Raw genomic sequence first — 14,919 nt, 5'->3', positions numbered from 1 at the left:
GCTCCAAAAGCTAAGCTGAGTGACGATCAGCATCAAATGGTTTATGATTATCTATTATCCGTAAATAAAAAATAGGCTTCTTTTGAAGTCTATTTTAATTCTATCCCTAAACCTGGTTTTGGAGATAAAATTATTTTCCCGTTTTCCACAAAACTTCCACTTGCATAATCATTGGAAATAAGGTTAGCTCCATCTAAGTCTACATAATCAACCAGCCCCGTTAAGACACAGCCTGCAGAAATTCCGACAGAAGATTCCGTCATACAGCCGATCATAATGTTATAATTTAATTCTCTGGCTTTTCTGATCATTTCCAAAGCAGGAGTTAAACCGCCACATTTCATTAATTTGATATTGACGCTTTTATAGTAAGGAATTAATTCTTCAAGAGCATCTATATTTTGGCAATCTTCATCCGCCATCCAGTTTGCAAAACCTTCTTTCTTTAAAATTCTGTATTGATCAATGGGTTTGGGTTGTTCAAGGTAAGAGAATTTCTTAACCTCAGCATTTTCCTGAAGCCAAATACAGTCTTCATCCGTAAAACTTGCGTTAGAATCCAAAGCTATATCCTGATCTAATGCTAACAACTTTTCAACATGACCTTTATTTAAACCTTTACATTTCACTTTGAATTTATTCCACTTACTCCTGTTGATTTTTCCAATCTGATGGTCGATTTCTCCAACCGAAATAGTGATTGAGCTTTCAACTAAATTCTCAGTCGGAAGATGATTTAATTCAATGAAACTTTTATTTTCCAATTTTCCGAAAAGATCCCAATAAGCACAATCCAACGCAGATAATAAGAATGGATGGATGTTCAAATTCAATAAAAATTGAAAGAAGTTTTTCGGATGAACAATCTTCTGAATCTCTATCTGAACTTGAATTTCTTTTAATTTTAAAACAAAATGTTGAAGATTAATTTGATAATAATCGATGGCAACACATTCTCCATATCCTTTACAATTCTGATAAGATAATTCCACCAGTAATGCTTCTCGTTTATTGTAGTTTCCGTAAGCAATTGAAAATGTTTCTTTTAGCTGAATTTGCTTTAATTCAAACCGTAATTCCATTATTAAATTTACAAAAAAGGAGACTTAATTCGTCTCCTTCTTCTTTTTAATTTTATTTTTCTTAGGCATTTTTGACTTTGTAAATTTCTTACGATTCTTTACAATATTCAGACTGTACTCGGTGAAGCAATACTTTGCTGCTTCATCCAAAAACTTCAGAGCATTGGCAAAACTTCCTCTTTTCTCCGAAAGTAAGGATCTGTAAAACCATAGAGTCGCCTTATCAATTCCTTTGATTTTCAATGAATATTCGATCAGCTTTTCGGCTTCCTGAAAATCTTCATTATCTAAAAGACATTTAATATAATATTGGGGAACATTTAAGTTCGTCACATCACATTGCATGGCTTCTTCAAAATACAGCTTAGCTTTTTCATAATCGGATAGCATTTCACTGTAAATTCTTCCCATCAGGCAAAGGCTGTCCGCATCTTCAGGATCGTAAGACAATGCATAATTCAATGCTTCAAGGCATTCAGGAAGACTGTATGGATAATTATCCAGAGCTTCGAAGTAATATTTATTTTTAGTTAAGGTCATTTCTGTAGTTTTTTAATTCGTTTTTCAGTTGATTTCTTTGTTTTTTGAAAGACTTTTCCTGATAATTCTTTTTAAAATCTGTTCCGGAAAATGTTCTGACAGGATTTCCTCTTTGCACCTGCAAATGATTGCTCCACGTTTCCTGCATTCTTTTCTGAAGCTGAATGATATTTTGTTCCAGGACCTTTTCCTTTAATCTTGCAATCGAAAGTTTCTTGTTCTCCAATTGCGAACGGGAATCCTGCACGAAAACACTTTGCCCTGTCGGAATGTGAGTCGCACGAACAGCAGTGTTCACCTTATTCACATTTTGTCCGCCACTTCCCTGACTTCTCGTTGTCTGAAACTGAATATCTTTTTCATTAAAATTAATTTTCTCCAAACCTTCCAGCTCAAAGACACCGATAAACCAGTTGCTTCTTTTATGCAGTTTCCGGAATGTACTTTTGCCTGTCCAGCAAATGCTTCCCAACCAATTCTTTAAAAATTCATTTACATTTTTTGATTTTAAAAGAAGGGTTGCAGATTTCAAAGTCAGGTTTTCATCACCATTTTCCCGGTGGATGATTTCGTAGTCTATATTATTATTTTTTGCTTCCTCAAGAAAGACCTTCAGAATTTTTGCAACCACCCATTGGCATTCTAAAGGCCCCCTCCCTGAGGTTATTTGTAGGAGTTTTTCCATTTTTTTACTTGATTTGTCATTCCGACGAAGGAGGAATCTACTTTTTATCGTTAGATTCTTCACTCCGTTCAGAATGACAGTGTGATATTTTATCGATCCATTCTCACAATTCTCGGTTGAAAAGTTCCCAGAATATCAACTAAATCACTTTGTGCATTCATCACTTCGTTGATGTCTTTATAAGCCATTGGTGCCTCTTCTGCATTTCCGCCCATCAAAGTGACATTTTTGAGTTTCAATTCTTTTTTGATATCATTTTGAGTGAAAAGGCTTCTGCATTCCCCTCTCGAATGTGCTCTTCCCGCACCGTGGGAAGCCGAGTTTAAAGAATCCGGGTTTCCTTTTCCACGAACGATAAAGCCTTTTGCCGTCATGGAACCGGGAATCATTCCCAATTCATTTTCGTTGGCAGGAGTTGCTCCTTTTCGGTGAACAATTACTTCTTTTCCGTTGTGGATTTCTTTCCAGGCAAAATTGTGATGATTTTCAATTCTGGCCTTTACTCTTCCTCCGACAGCTTTTACCAATCTTCTGTGAATATCGTCGTGACAAGCTGAAGCATAATCTCCTGCCAAATTCATGGCTGTCCAATATTCCAAACCAAGATGCGTGCTCAGATCAAGCCACGCAAATTGTTGTGCCTCTTTTGGTAACGGACATTGTTCTGCCGCCACTCTTGAATAGTATTGAGCGATTTCCGCTCCCAATCCACGAGATCCACTGTGTGAAAGAATTCCTAAGTATTTCCCTTTCGGAAGCCCGATCTGTTCGTCTTCTTCCGTAATTTCAACTTCTCCGAATTCCACAAAGTGATTTCCACCGCCGGAAGTCCCCATCTGTTTGATCGCTTTACCTTTTAATCTTCTTAAAATCGGAATCATATCAAACGTATCCCTATCGAAAATTTCGTGTTCGACGTGAGATTTGTGGGTTTCGTACATTCCGAATTTTGTATGTTCAGCAAGAGCTTTTTCATACTTATCTCTCGCCCCGTCAAGATATGAAACAGGCGTATCCAAAATACTGAGTGACATTCTACAACCGATATCCATGCCGACTCCATAAGGAATCACCGCATTTTCTACCGCAAGAACTCCACCAATCGGAAGGCCGTAACCACTGTGCGCATCGGGCATTAAAGCACCCTGCGTTGAAATTGGAAGTTTCAAAGCGGTATACAGCTGGTTTTTTGCTTCATCTGAAATATTGTTTCCGAAAATCTGAAAAGAAGCACGGTTTGTATTGAGCATTCTTTTTTCTGTTTTCCTGGATGAAAGCAAAGCTTCCGCAATTTGTCCGAAAGTCAAATCTTTCTCGAAATTTTCCGGATTCTGCAGAATTTCCTTTAAAAGAGATTTTACATGATGAATATTTTTCGTTGCAAAATTCCTTTTCATGACTTCCAAAGCGATGTTGACACTCTGATTGTTTGGATAGCCTATTTTTAATATATCTTTTCCTTTAAGTTTTAAATTTCCCATTGTTTTTTATTTTAAAATTTGAAGACATTTCCGTCTTCTGCATTTTCTGCAATCTCTGTTGCAGACATCTTGTAGCGAACGCATTTTCTGCTGTTCAACGGATCACGTTTGTATTTATCCTTCCATGGATTGGGCCTTCCATATATCTTTTTATGGACAATACCCGCAACTTTATGCTGACCCAAATAAGAATTGAGTTCATCAATTTCTTGCTCTAAATCTGAATGTAAAGGCTTGTAATGAGTAATCATATTCGGTTTTACTCTTAATACAAATCTCCATGGTTCGATAAATTCGTAGTAAATGTTATGTCTCTTTCTGATTGGACAATAATCTTCTCTTTTTAGGAAATATTGCCTCTCTCGGTCTGTTAATCTCAACTTTGGATCATTCCACTGATATGTTGAAAGCTGACCCAGTTTTTGTTCCCTGTCAACATAAATTCTTCGCCCGAATTTTCTTTTCTTTTTTAAGAATTTCCGGGTCTCGGAATACATCTTGGTATTGATCTTATTCAGGATTCCCTCGAAAAAGTCGCCATCCTTGGACCGTTTCACATCGTCTCTCACGACAAAGAATCTTACAAATCCTTTCTGATAGGGTTTTTCCAATGGAACTAACGGGATTTCCCTTTTTATTTTCCGAAGTTCTTCACTACGTTTATACTTTTTTCTGATCTGTTTTACTACATCTTCTTTAATTATTCTTTTTCTGCTTCTCAGGCTTCTCAATCTGAAAAACATCAGGTTATCTTTTTCCATTAATTTTAGATATTAGAGGTGAAGTATTAAAAGTTAGATTTTACTATTTCACATTAAATCTTCACCAACTAAAATTTTAGTTGTTATTGTCCAAACCTCATAGGTTTTAAAAACCTATGAGGTTTAGTTTAGCGGTAACCTTTTCCTAGCCCCGATTGCAGCGACATCCTTTTTTGTTGCGGCCGAAGCGAAGCGGAGGCCGTAATGAAAAAGATATAGCGGAAAGCGGGATAAAGCTTCTAAAAACTTTATTCGAAAAGATTCCTAAACTTGATAAAAAAGATTTCGGGAAAACTGATTTGAGTTTGAAATATTGCGCAATAAAAAACCCGAAATCTCTGCGACTTCGGGTTTTGATATTTCGTTATACTTTTATTCTAAGAGTGTACCAAACCACGAAGCCTCGCCTTTGCAAAAGGCAATCCTACTGTTGAAAGCTGACTGAATTTGAACATTGCTTCGTTGTTTTTTATTGGTTAAACTTGATTTTCAGATGCAAAGATATGCTAATTTTTGAATATTCAAATTTTTATTTAATATTTTTTGTGAAATTCATAAAAAAGTCTGAATAGAACACTATCCAGACTTGTATATTTTTAATCTTTTGAACCCAGATCATCCATCGGATCATCCATCCCTTTGATGATGTTAGAATGATAAACCCTTTCCGACCCGAGAAAATAAATATTGTGTCTTGCTTTGGCAATAATTCCGTTGTATTCTTCTTCAGTCATACCATCCGGAATACCTTTCTGGTCCTCCGATTCTTTTCTATAAACCTGCAAAGCTCCGTTTCTATTTAAAATAGATTTTGCTGAGATCGCCTGCTCGAGATCATCGGTGTAAACAACTACGTTATTTCTTCCAATACTATGTTTACGATAGGCCTCTAACATTTCTGCATCGTGAGCGAAAACATAATCGAAAAAACCTTTCGTTTGTTCATCTTCCTGATAATGATCAAGTCCGGTTTCTACGTTTGATTTTGAAACAATAATGTTAGCCTCGTCGAAACCGTTTTCTCTTAAATCTTTTTTAATTTTCTCCGTATCTACCGTCACAGGAAATACTGAAACTACTGTATAAGCCATAATATTTTGTTTTTGTGGTTATGGCTTACAGTACAAACGTCGTGCAATTTATGCCTTAAAAAAGTTAATTAATTTAAAAATCTTTCCAGAATATCTACCGCACATTTTGGCAGATTGGTTCCCGGCCCGAAGATAAAATCTGCTCCGTTTGCATAAAGGAACTCATAGTCCTGCTGAGGAATTACTCCACCAACAACAATGGTAATATCATCTGCGCCCAGCTTTTTTAATTCTTCCACCACTTGCGGAACTAATGTTTTATGACCTGCTGCTAATGATGACACTCCCAAAATGTGGATATCGTTTTCCACCGCCTGTTTGGCAACTTCTTCCGGTGTCTGGAATAGTGGCGCTACATCAACATCAAATCCCATATCCGCAAATGCTGTTGCTACTACTTTTGCTCCTCTATCATGACCATCCTGTCCCATTTTAGCCACCATGAGTCTTGGGCGACGTCCTTCTTTCTCTTCAAATTTCTGAGTAAGATTCAGGGCTTTTTCGAAATATTCGTTCTTACCTGCATTCATGGCATAAACTCCTGAAATTGTTCTGATATTTGCTTTATATCTTCCGAAACTTTCTTCCATGGCATCACTCATTTCCCCAAGCGTAACTCTTCTGCGAGCTGCTTCGATACATAATGCCAAAAGGTTTCCTTTTCCTGTTTTTGCTGATTCCCGGATTTTATTTAAAATCTGTTCCACTGCTTCAGAATCTCTTTCTGCTTTTATTTTATTTAATCTTTCGATCTGTTTTCTGCGAACTTCCGTATTGTCAATATCAAGGATCTCAATTTCGTCCTGTTTTAGCTCTGATTTGAATGAATTTACGCCAATGATAAATTCTTCTCCGCTATCGATTTTTGCCTGCTTTCTTGCCGCAGCTTCTTCAATTCTCATTTTTGGAATTCCGGCTTCGATGGCTTTCGTCATTCCTCCTTCCTGCTCTACCTCATCGATGTATTTCATGGCTTCTTCGATCATTTGCTGAGTAAGACTTTCTACTAAATTACTTCCTCCCATCGGATCTACCACATCGCAGATTCCACTTTCCTGCTGCAGGATAATCTGAGTATTTCTCGCAATTTTAGCTGAATAATCTGTCGGAAGCGCAATAGCTTCATCCAAAGCATTGGTGTGAAGAGACTGAGTTCCTCCCAATGCCGAAGATAAGGCTTCAATGGCAGTTCTTGTTATATTGTTGAAAGGTTCCTGCTCTGTTAAAGACCATCCTGAAGTTTGTGAGTGTGTTCTTAAAGCTAAAGATTTCTGATTCTGAGGATTGAACTGCTTTAATAATTCAGCCCAAATATATCTTGCCGCACGCATTTTCGCGATTTCCATGAAATGATTCATTCCGATCGCCCAGAAAAAGGACAATCTTGGCGCGAAATCATCAACATTCATTCCTGCTTTTATTCCTGTTCTTACGTATTCCAATCCATCTGCAAGCGTATAAGCCATTTCCAGCACCGGTGTAGCTCCGGCTTCCTGCATGTGATATCCTGAAATTGAAATAGAGTTGAATTTCGGGATATTCTGAGAAGTGTATTCAAAAATATCTGCAATGATCTTCATGGAAGGTGCGGGTGGATAAATGTAAGTATTTCTTACCATGAATTCCTTCAGAATATCGTTCTGAATGGTTCCTGAAAGCAATTCCTGAGAAACACCTTGTTCTTCTGCAGCTACGATATAGAATGATAAAATTGGTAAAACCGCACCATTCATCGTCATGGAAACTGAAATCTGATCTAATGGAATTTCATTGAATAAAATCTTCATGTCTTCCACAGAATCAATTGCCACTCCAGCTTTTCCAACATCACCAACTACTCTCGCATGATCTGAATCATAACCTCTGTGCGTTGCCAAATCAAAAGCTACGGAAAGACCTTTTTGTCCTGCCGCTAAGTTTCTTCTGTAGAAAGCATTGGATTCTTCTGCAGTTGAAAATCCTGCATATTGACGAATCGTCCACGGTTTCTGAACATACATGGTGGAATACGGACCTCTTAAATAGGGGGCAATTCCCGGAGAAGTTTCTGTTAATTTTTTATTTTTAACGTCTTCTGCTTTATAGGAAGATTTTAACTGCAATCCATCTTTTTCAAATGGATAGATTTCCGATTTTTTTTCGGTTATATTAAATTGAGGAGTTTTATTTTGAACTTCTCTTCTCATACTTTCAGATTTATTACCGGCTAAAATTACGGATTTTTGAGATAATAATTTTGTGATATTTTTTTGAATTTTTTCCCACAGATTTCACGGATTTACGCAGATGATTGTTTGTATTAGCACAGAGTATTATTATTGATACACTTAAAATATTTTAGCTAAAGCCAATGTCTCATGCTTAAATGAAAAAACGGGCTAAAGCCCGTTTCTATTGATGTTCATAATATGATTTATCAAAATTTATTTAAAAAAATTAATTACTCCCTAATTTCTTAATTCCCATTTCATACAGCGCGAAAGAAATCAAATCTGCATTTTCACCAATAACCTGCTCCGTAGAACGACCTGCTCCGTGACCTGCATTTTTTTCAATTCTTAATAAAATAGGATTTTTACACGCTTGCTTTTCCTGCAACTCTGCTCCGAACTTGAAAGAATGCGCCGGAACCACTCTATCATCATGATCACTTGTAATAATCATCGTTGAAGGATAGCAAGTTCCTGCTTTCACATTGTGAACAGGAGAATATGATTTTAGGTATTCAAACATTTCTTTACTGTCCTCCGCTGTTCCGTAATCGTAAGACCATCCTGCTCCGGCTGTGAATTTATTGTATCTCAACATATCTAACACTCCAACTCCCGGAAAAGCCACTCTTGCCAGATCGGGACGCATAGTCATGGTTGCTCCGACTAATAAACCTCCGTTTGATCTTCCTGAGAGTGCCATAAATTCTTTTGAAGTATAGCCTTTCGCCTGTAAATATTCTCCGGCCGCGATGAAGTCTTCAAAAACATTTTTCTTTTGCTGTTTGGTTCCTGCATCATGCCATTTTTTACCATATTCTCCACCACCACGAATATTCGGTACGGCATAAATTCCTCCGTTTTCCATCCAGATGGCATTCACTACAGAGAAAGCAGGCTGTAAACTGATATTGAAGCCTCCGTAAGAATAAAGAATCGTTGGGTTTTTACCATCAAGCTTCGTTCCTTTCTTATAGTTAATCATCATTGGAATTTTTGTTCCGTCTTTTGAGGTGTAGAATACCTGCTCGGACACATAATCATCCGGATTGAATTTTACTTTTGGTTTATAGTAAATTTTAGACTCTCCTGAATCTGCATTGAATTTATAAGTAGTTCCCGGTGTGATGTAATTGCTAAATGAAAAGTACAGTTCTTTTTCTTCTTTTTTACCCCCGAAACCTCCAACATTTCCTTTTCCCGGTAAAGTAATTTCCCTGATCAGCTTTCCTGTTTTATCAAACTGTTTTACCTGATCAATCGCATCAATCATATAGGTAGCAAAGAAATATCCTCCTCCTGTAGAAATTCCTAATACATTTTCTGTTTGCGGGATAACATCTTTCCAGGTTTCCGGTGAAGGGTTTTGGATGGTTGTCTTTACCAAACGCATATTTGGAGCGTCTTTATCTGTGAAAATATATAGATCATCACCATCCGTATCTACAATGCTTACATTGAAATCAAATCCCTTATTGATCTGCACAAAGTTACCTCCGTTTTTCAGGTCTTTGATATACAGTTCGTTTCCGTTGGTTGCATTGGCAGCAGAAATAATCAAATATCTCTGATCTTCTGAAACGCCTGCACCTAAATATCTTCTTGGTGTTTTATCTCCTCCAAAAATTAATTGATCTTCCGATTGTTTTGTTCCTAATTTATGGAAATACACTTTGTGCTTATCCGTCATTCCTGAAAGTACAGTCCCTTCTTTCGGTTTGTCGTAGCTTGAATAGTAAAAGCCTTCGTCTCCCTGCCATGAAATTCCACTGAATTTTACATCCACCAATGTTTCATCAATCTGCTTTTTCGTAATGGCGTCAATGATAATGATTTTGTTCCAGTCACTTCCTCCTTCTGAGATTGAATAAGCTGCCAAGTTTCCTTTTTTATTAAATGATACCTGAGAAAGTGATGTTGTTCCACTTTTAGAAAATTTATTAGGATCTAAAAAAACCGTCGCAACCTTTGACTTAACTTTAGAAGTCCTGTATAAAACAGACTGCGCCTGTAGACCATCGTTCTTATAATAATAGATATAATCTCCCTCCATAAAAGGTGCGGAAACCTTTTCGTAGTTCCAGATATCTCTCAGCTGTTTTTTAATTTCGTTTCTGAAAGGAATTTTTGAAAGATAATTCTGGCTGTGCGCTACTTCTTCATCCACCCATTTTTTTGTCGCTTCAGAATCATTTTCCAAATCTCTGAATGGATCTGCTACCGCTGTTCCGAAATATGTATCTGTTTGATTTCCTTTTAATGCTTTTGGATAAATCATTTTTTGAGAATAAAAAGTTGCTGAGAATAAAACTCCAGCCGTTAGTAAAATAGGTCTAAAATTCATTGTGAAAGGTTTTCTCAAAAATACGGAATGTGTTTTAAATAAAAAAAGCTTTCGATTACTCGGAAGCTTTAAAACATTCTATTTTAAGTTTAATCATTTAAACATTTTCTAAAATCTATATCCAACTGAAGCTGAAACCTGAGCAATGAATTTAAATTCAGATTCAGTAGTGGGTTGCAAACTTTTTCCTGCACCCACATTAATTACTCCTTCAAAAAAAAATCCTGATTGTAAAATTGCTTTTTCACCAATTCCAAACCCAGCTCCAATCATCGAATTTCTTTTTCCATTATCTAGTAAATTATTCTCGGAATCTCTTGGAATATAAGAACCATACATTGCAAAACCTTCCAGAAAAAGATCTGAAGCATAAGCATCTTGATGAAGATATCTTCTGTAATAAGGCATGGCATAATAGCTTTCTGTTTTCTTCATAAAAACTCTTGCTCCAATTCCAGAGTTTGAATTAAGTATTCTTTCGTAACCGATTCCGATCCTGTTAAAAAACAGCCCAAATCCATCAATTTTAAATTCGTTGGATTGATATTCATTTTGTGAGAAACATAAAAAAGAGCTTAATAAGAAACCCAAGAGAATCATTTTTTTCATTAAAATGGTTTTAGTTTTTTTTCAAAAATAAATAAAAAAGACCTCTGAGCAAACAGAAGTCTTTATATTTAGTAAAAGAAAAAATTTAGTAATTCTCCTCTTCTCCTTTCATTTTTTCAGCATTTTCAGCCATGATCACCGCGTCAATCATTTCAGAAATATCACCATTCATATACGCATCAAGATTGTACATGGATTTGTTGATTCTGTGATCGGTAACTCTTCCCTGCGGATAGTTGTACGTTTTAATCTTTGCCGAACGGTCACCTGTAGAAACCATTGATTTACGCTGTGCCGCAATATCTCCCTGTACTTTCTGTAATTCGATGTCGTATAATTTGGTACGAAGCATTTCCATCGCCAGTTCACGGTTAGCCAACTGCGAACGGGCCTGCTGACAAACCACCACCAATCCTGAAGGTTTGTGGGTTAACTGTACCTTTGTTTCGACCTTGTTTACGTTCTGACCTCCTGCTCCTCCAGAACGTGAAGTCTGCATTTCAATATCAGCCGGATTCAGTTCAAAGTCTACTTCTTCAGCTTCAGGTAAAACGGCTACCGTAATGGCCGAAGTGTGAACTCTTCCCTGAGATTCTGTTTCCGGAACACGCTGTACACGATGAACTCCTGATTCGAATTTCATAATTCCGTATACGCCTTCTCCTTCCACTTTCATGATCAATTCTTTGTAGCCTTTTGCAGCTTCATTAGAATCGGTTACTTCATGTCTCCATCCTTTTGTTTTAAAATACATGGTATACATTCTGTACACATCTTCTACGAAAATAGCCGCTTCATCACCTCCGGTTCCGGCACGAAGTTCCACAATTACGTTTTTATCATCTGCAGGATCTTTAGGAATAAGTAATACTTTAAGTTCTTCTTCAATGCTCGGAATTTTTTCCTGAGCCTCAAGCTTTTCCATTTTTGCCAAATCTACCAAATCTCTGTCTGAACCATCTGCAATGATTTCATCAGATTCTTCAATGGTATCTAAAGCCGCTTTATATTGATCGTAAACTTTTACAATTTTTCCCAAATCACTATATTCTTTGTTTAAAGAAGAATATCTTTTCTGGTCTGAAATAACATCAGGCTGAATAATAAGGTCCGCAACCTCATTGTATCTTTGTTTTATAGCTTCCAGTTTCGGAATTAAACTTTTAGACATAGTGAAAATTTAGTTTGCAAAGATACGGAATTGATAACGAACAAAAAAAGCCCATTTTCATGAGCTTTGGATTTATATATTTTTTATTTGATCATCATTTTCTGAATGGCAACTCCTGTTTCCGATTTCAACTGAACAAGGTATGTTCCTGCCGAATAATTCGTTGAGACTTCATAAGTTCCACTTTCATTGTTAAGTTTAAAAGAATCCATCTTTTTTCCGGACAGGTCATAAATCGTGATCTCCCCATTTTTAGCTTTATTATAAATGAGTTTTGCCATGCCCTTTTTCACCGGATTATCAGCAATCTGAAGAGACAGCCTGTTTTCGGATTTTACTTCTGAAGTTGATAAAGTTCCATCTGTACTTCCAAGAATCCTGAATTCTCCTGGCTGTAATGTTATCGGAGCTGTTGTGGACGTTACGTTCAGGACAGTATTATCCATAAGATTCTTCCATTGTCCTGTATAAGGAAAATAGGGGACTACATTTTTTGACGTAATTCCGTAGTTGGCAAGAGCCACAATATTTTTCAGCTCTGTTCCCGTTAGTGTTGTATCATATACATAGATTCTCGTGATCAGTCCGTCAGGATCGTTCGTCAGATTGTTTGATTCTACCGTATAGGTTTTTGATTTGAAAACGGGATTGGCATTTCTGATATTAATAATCTGCGCCCAGATATTATATACTGCTTTTCTGTTGGTATCCGTATCATAACCCAGAGTAAAAGCAACCGGTTTTTCATCCGTACGGCAATTGGTATTGATCGTTCCGTCGGTACATCTGTTGATACTAAAACCATATCCCAATTCTCCGAACTGCCATATCATTTTCGGTCCCGGAATCGTAAAAAATGTGGCACCAAAAGTCTTCATTCTGTCCAATGCCGTAGCTAGATTTTTCACATCATATGTTCCGTTTGCAGCTCCATAAGCAAGGTTTTTAAACATTAGTCTTTCTTCATCATGACTTTCGCCGTATCCCACTGCTCTCATATTGGTGAAACCATGAAGCTCATGATCCATACGGTCAAAATTACTGTTTGATACATATCCCATCGTATTTTGATTATAAGGATCTGTCTGTTTATTCCAAAGCATTACTCCTTTTCCTTCAGCAATCCTGTAGTTTGCCCATTGCTGCTCTTCCGCATCTGTTCCCAAATGCTCAAAAATCATATATGAATTCGGATCAATATTCCATTGTTTATCAGCATAATATTTCAGTATATCGACTCTATCCTGTTGGTAAGCATTGGTACAGGCTTCATCATTTGCTGTACAATTTTGGGTAAAGCCTTTGGTAAGATCCCAACGAAATCCATCAATATGATATTCCGTTAACCACTGTTGCAGACATCTTTCAACGTAATATTTAGTCCAAGAGCTTGAGTGATTGAAATCATTAAATACATTATATGAATGTTTCGGAACGGTATTAAAGTAGGGATTGTTTGCGGCCACATCTCCATAACCGTCTCCATCAGGATCTACATTCCAGAGTCTGACCAAAGGAGAGCGCCCTGTTGCATGATTAAAAGCAATATCTAAAATCACCGCAATTCCGTTCTGATGGCATAAATCTATAAATTCTTTAAATTTTTCCGGTGTTCCGTACGCTTTGTCTAGCGCATAATGAAAGGATGTATTATATCCCCAGGAAAGATTTCCTTCAAATTCCATAACCGGAAGAAGTTCGATGGCGTTGATCTTCAAATCTTTTAAATAATTGATCTTATTGATCAGTGACTGCCAGTTTTTTTCCTGGGTAAAGTCTCTTAGCAATAATTCATAGACCACTAAATTTTCTTTGCTTGGCCTTGTAAAGTTGGTGACCTGCCAATTGTAAGGAGTCTGCCCTGTTTTAAACATTGACACTTCAAAACCCTGTCCCGCGGGAAAAGCAGGAAGATTCGGATAAGTAGTTGATGAAATTGACGGATCATCATAAGAAGACAGAATCTGCGGAGAGTAAGGATCTGCCACCTTTTTCAGATCATTGGTTCTGTATTGAAAAGTATATAACTGCTGAGGCGTAAGTCCATTCAGCTCGTACCAGTAAAGATCAGGATTTGTGGTATCTCTTTTCATCAGATAGGTATCGTTTACACTCCAGTTATTAAAGCTTCCGATCAGATGAACAAAGTTTTTGTAGGGAGCATACAAGGCAAAACCAACTCGTGTAGGATCGGCAGGATCGTAATTAATTCCCTGTCTGATCCAGCTTGGAATGGGTTGAGAAATTACATTTCTTGGAACCTGTAAAATGAACGTGGCATTTTTAGAACTCGTACCCTGAGTGGCAATTAATTCCATATCCGCATCTTGTGTCACCGTATAGCTGTAAGAATAAGAAGTAGATGGTGTAGAAGTGGAATTTACAACGACTCCGTTTGCTTTTAGCTGAAAGGTTGCATTGACATTGGTATTGGCGGTGACATTGATTGAATTTCCTACCGGAACGGACGTTAAGCTATTCACAGCAGGATTGGTGAGCGTTAAGTTTAAAACTCCAACATTTACCAGGATATCAGGAGAGGTTTGATGCGCTCCGGTTTTATCTTTTAATAAAAACCCCAATCTTCCAATTCCTGTTCTGTTGTAAAATGCTGTCGGAGTAAAGGTTAAAGAGTAAGTATCTGTTCCAGCATTATAATTTAATTTATTCAAATCATTCGAATTATTCCAACTTCCGTTGGTAGGACAATCCTGACTATTTTGATAATTGGTGTCTAAAGACCATGACCAAATATAGATCGCATTATTAGTAACTCCCCAAGTGGTTTCATCAATCTGGTTGCCGGGAACCGTTAAAGTGATCGCATCTGTCTCATTAAATGGACTCGGGTTAATCGTATAACTTATTTGTCCAAAAACAAAAGCTACAAAAAGCATCATGATTCCGGAATATAATTTTCTCATATGATCAATTTTTCATATTAA

11 protein-coding genes are annotated in these 14,919 nt (G+C 37.0%); all 11 read right to left on the bottom strand.

All coding sequences use genetic code 11. The annotated features are described in order from the left end of the window. Nucleotides 1–89: 89 nt before the first annotated feature. Nucleotides 90–1,082, bottom strand: a complete 993-nt coding sequence (locus MKS83_RS16135; RefSeq protein ID WP_240580444.1) for an enolase C-terminal domain-like protein — start codon at nt 1,080–1,082, stop codon at nt 90–92. A gap of 24 nt (nt 1,083–1,106) precedes the next feature. Continuing rightward, nucleotides 1,107–1,622, bottom strand: coding sequence for a tetratricopeptide repeat protein (locus MKS83_RS16130; protein ID WP_240580443.1), 516 nt, complete (start codon nt 1,620–1,622; stop codon nt 1,107–1,109). Beyond that, the gene (prfH, locus tag MKS83_RS16125; RefSeq protein ID WP_240580442.1) at nt 1,609–2,307 is read right to left on the bottom strand and encodes a peptide chain release factor H; all 699 of its coding nucleotides are present in this window, start codon (nt 2,305–2,307) and stop codon (nt 1,609–1,611) included. Before prfH ends, MKS83_RS16130 begins: the two co-directional genes overlap by 14 nt. A gap of 89 nt (nt 2,308–2,396) precedes the next feature. Continuing rightward, nucleotides 2,397–3,788 (bottom strand): RtcB family protein, encoded by a 1,392-nt coding sequence (locus tag MKS83_RS16120; protein ID WP_240580441.1) that lies wholly within the window; start codon nt 3,786–3,788, stop codon nt 2,397–2,399. Between the two features lie 11 nt (nt 3,789–3,799). After that, nucleotides 3,800–4,549 carry a hypothetical protein gene (locus MKS83_RS16115; protein WP_240580440.1) on the bottom strand — a complete coding sequence of 250 codons (750 nt, stop codon included), beginning with the start codon at nt 4,547–4,549 and terminating at the stop codon, nt 3,800–3,802. A gap of 596 nt (nt 4,550–5,145) precedes the next feature. Further along, nucleotides 5,146–5,640, bottom strand: coding sequence for a hypothetical protein (locus MKS83_RS16110; RefSeq protein ID WP_240580439.1), 495 nt, complete (start codon nt 5,638–5,640; stop codon nt 5,146–5,148). 68 nt (nt 5,641–5,708) lie between these two features. After that, nucleotides 5,709–7,826 (bottom strand): methylmalonyl-CoA mutase, encoded by a 2,118-nt coding sequence (scpA, locus tag MKS83_RS16105; RefSeq protein WP_240580438.1) that lies wholly within the window; start codon nt 7,824–7,826, stop codon nt 5,709–5,711. 250 nt (nt 7,827–8,076) lie between these two features. Next, entirely contained in the window at nt 8,077–10,128 is a 2,052-nt protein-coding gene (locus tag MKS83_RS16100; protein ID WP_410679616.1) for a prolyl oligopeptidase family serine peptidase, read from the bottom strand. A 174-nt stretch (nt 10,129–10,302) separates the two neighbouring features. Further along, nucleotides 10,303–10,803, bottom strand: a complete 501-nt coding sequence (locus MKS83_RS16095) for a hypothetical protein (RefSeq protein WP_240580436.1) — start codon at nt 10,801–10,803, stop codon at nt 10,303–10,305. Nucleotides 10,804–10,888: 85 nt separating this feature from the next. Then, complete coding sequence (prfA, locus tag MKS83_RS16090) at nt 10,889–11,974, bottom strand: peptide chain release factor 1 (protein WP_240580435.1); 1,086 nt, start codon at nt 11,972–11,974, stop codon at nt 10,889–10,891. A gap of 83 nt (nt 11,975–12,057) precedes the next feature. Then, nucleotides 12,058–14,898: an alpha-amylase family glycosyl hydrolase gene (locus tag MKS83_RS16085; RefSeq protein ID WP_240580434.1), complete on the bottom strand. Its 2,841-nt coding sequence runs from the start codon at nt 14,896–14,898 to the stop codon at nt 12,058–12,060. Between the last annotated feature and the right edge of the window lie 21 nt (nt 14,899–14,919).

The sequence above is a fragment of the Chryseobacterium sp. Y16C genome (assembly GCF_022488405.1).
Classification (GTDB): Bacteria; Bacteroidota; Bacteroidia; order Flavobacteriales; family Weeksellaceae; genus Chryseobacterium; species Chryseobacterium geocarposphaerae.
This window is presented reverse-complemented; position numbering and strand designations above follow the sequence as displayed.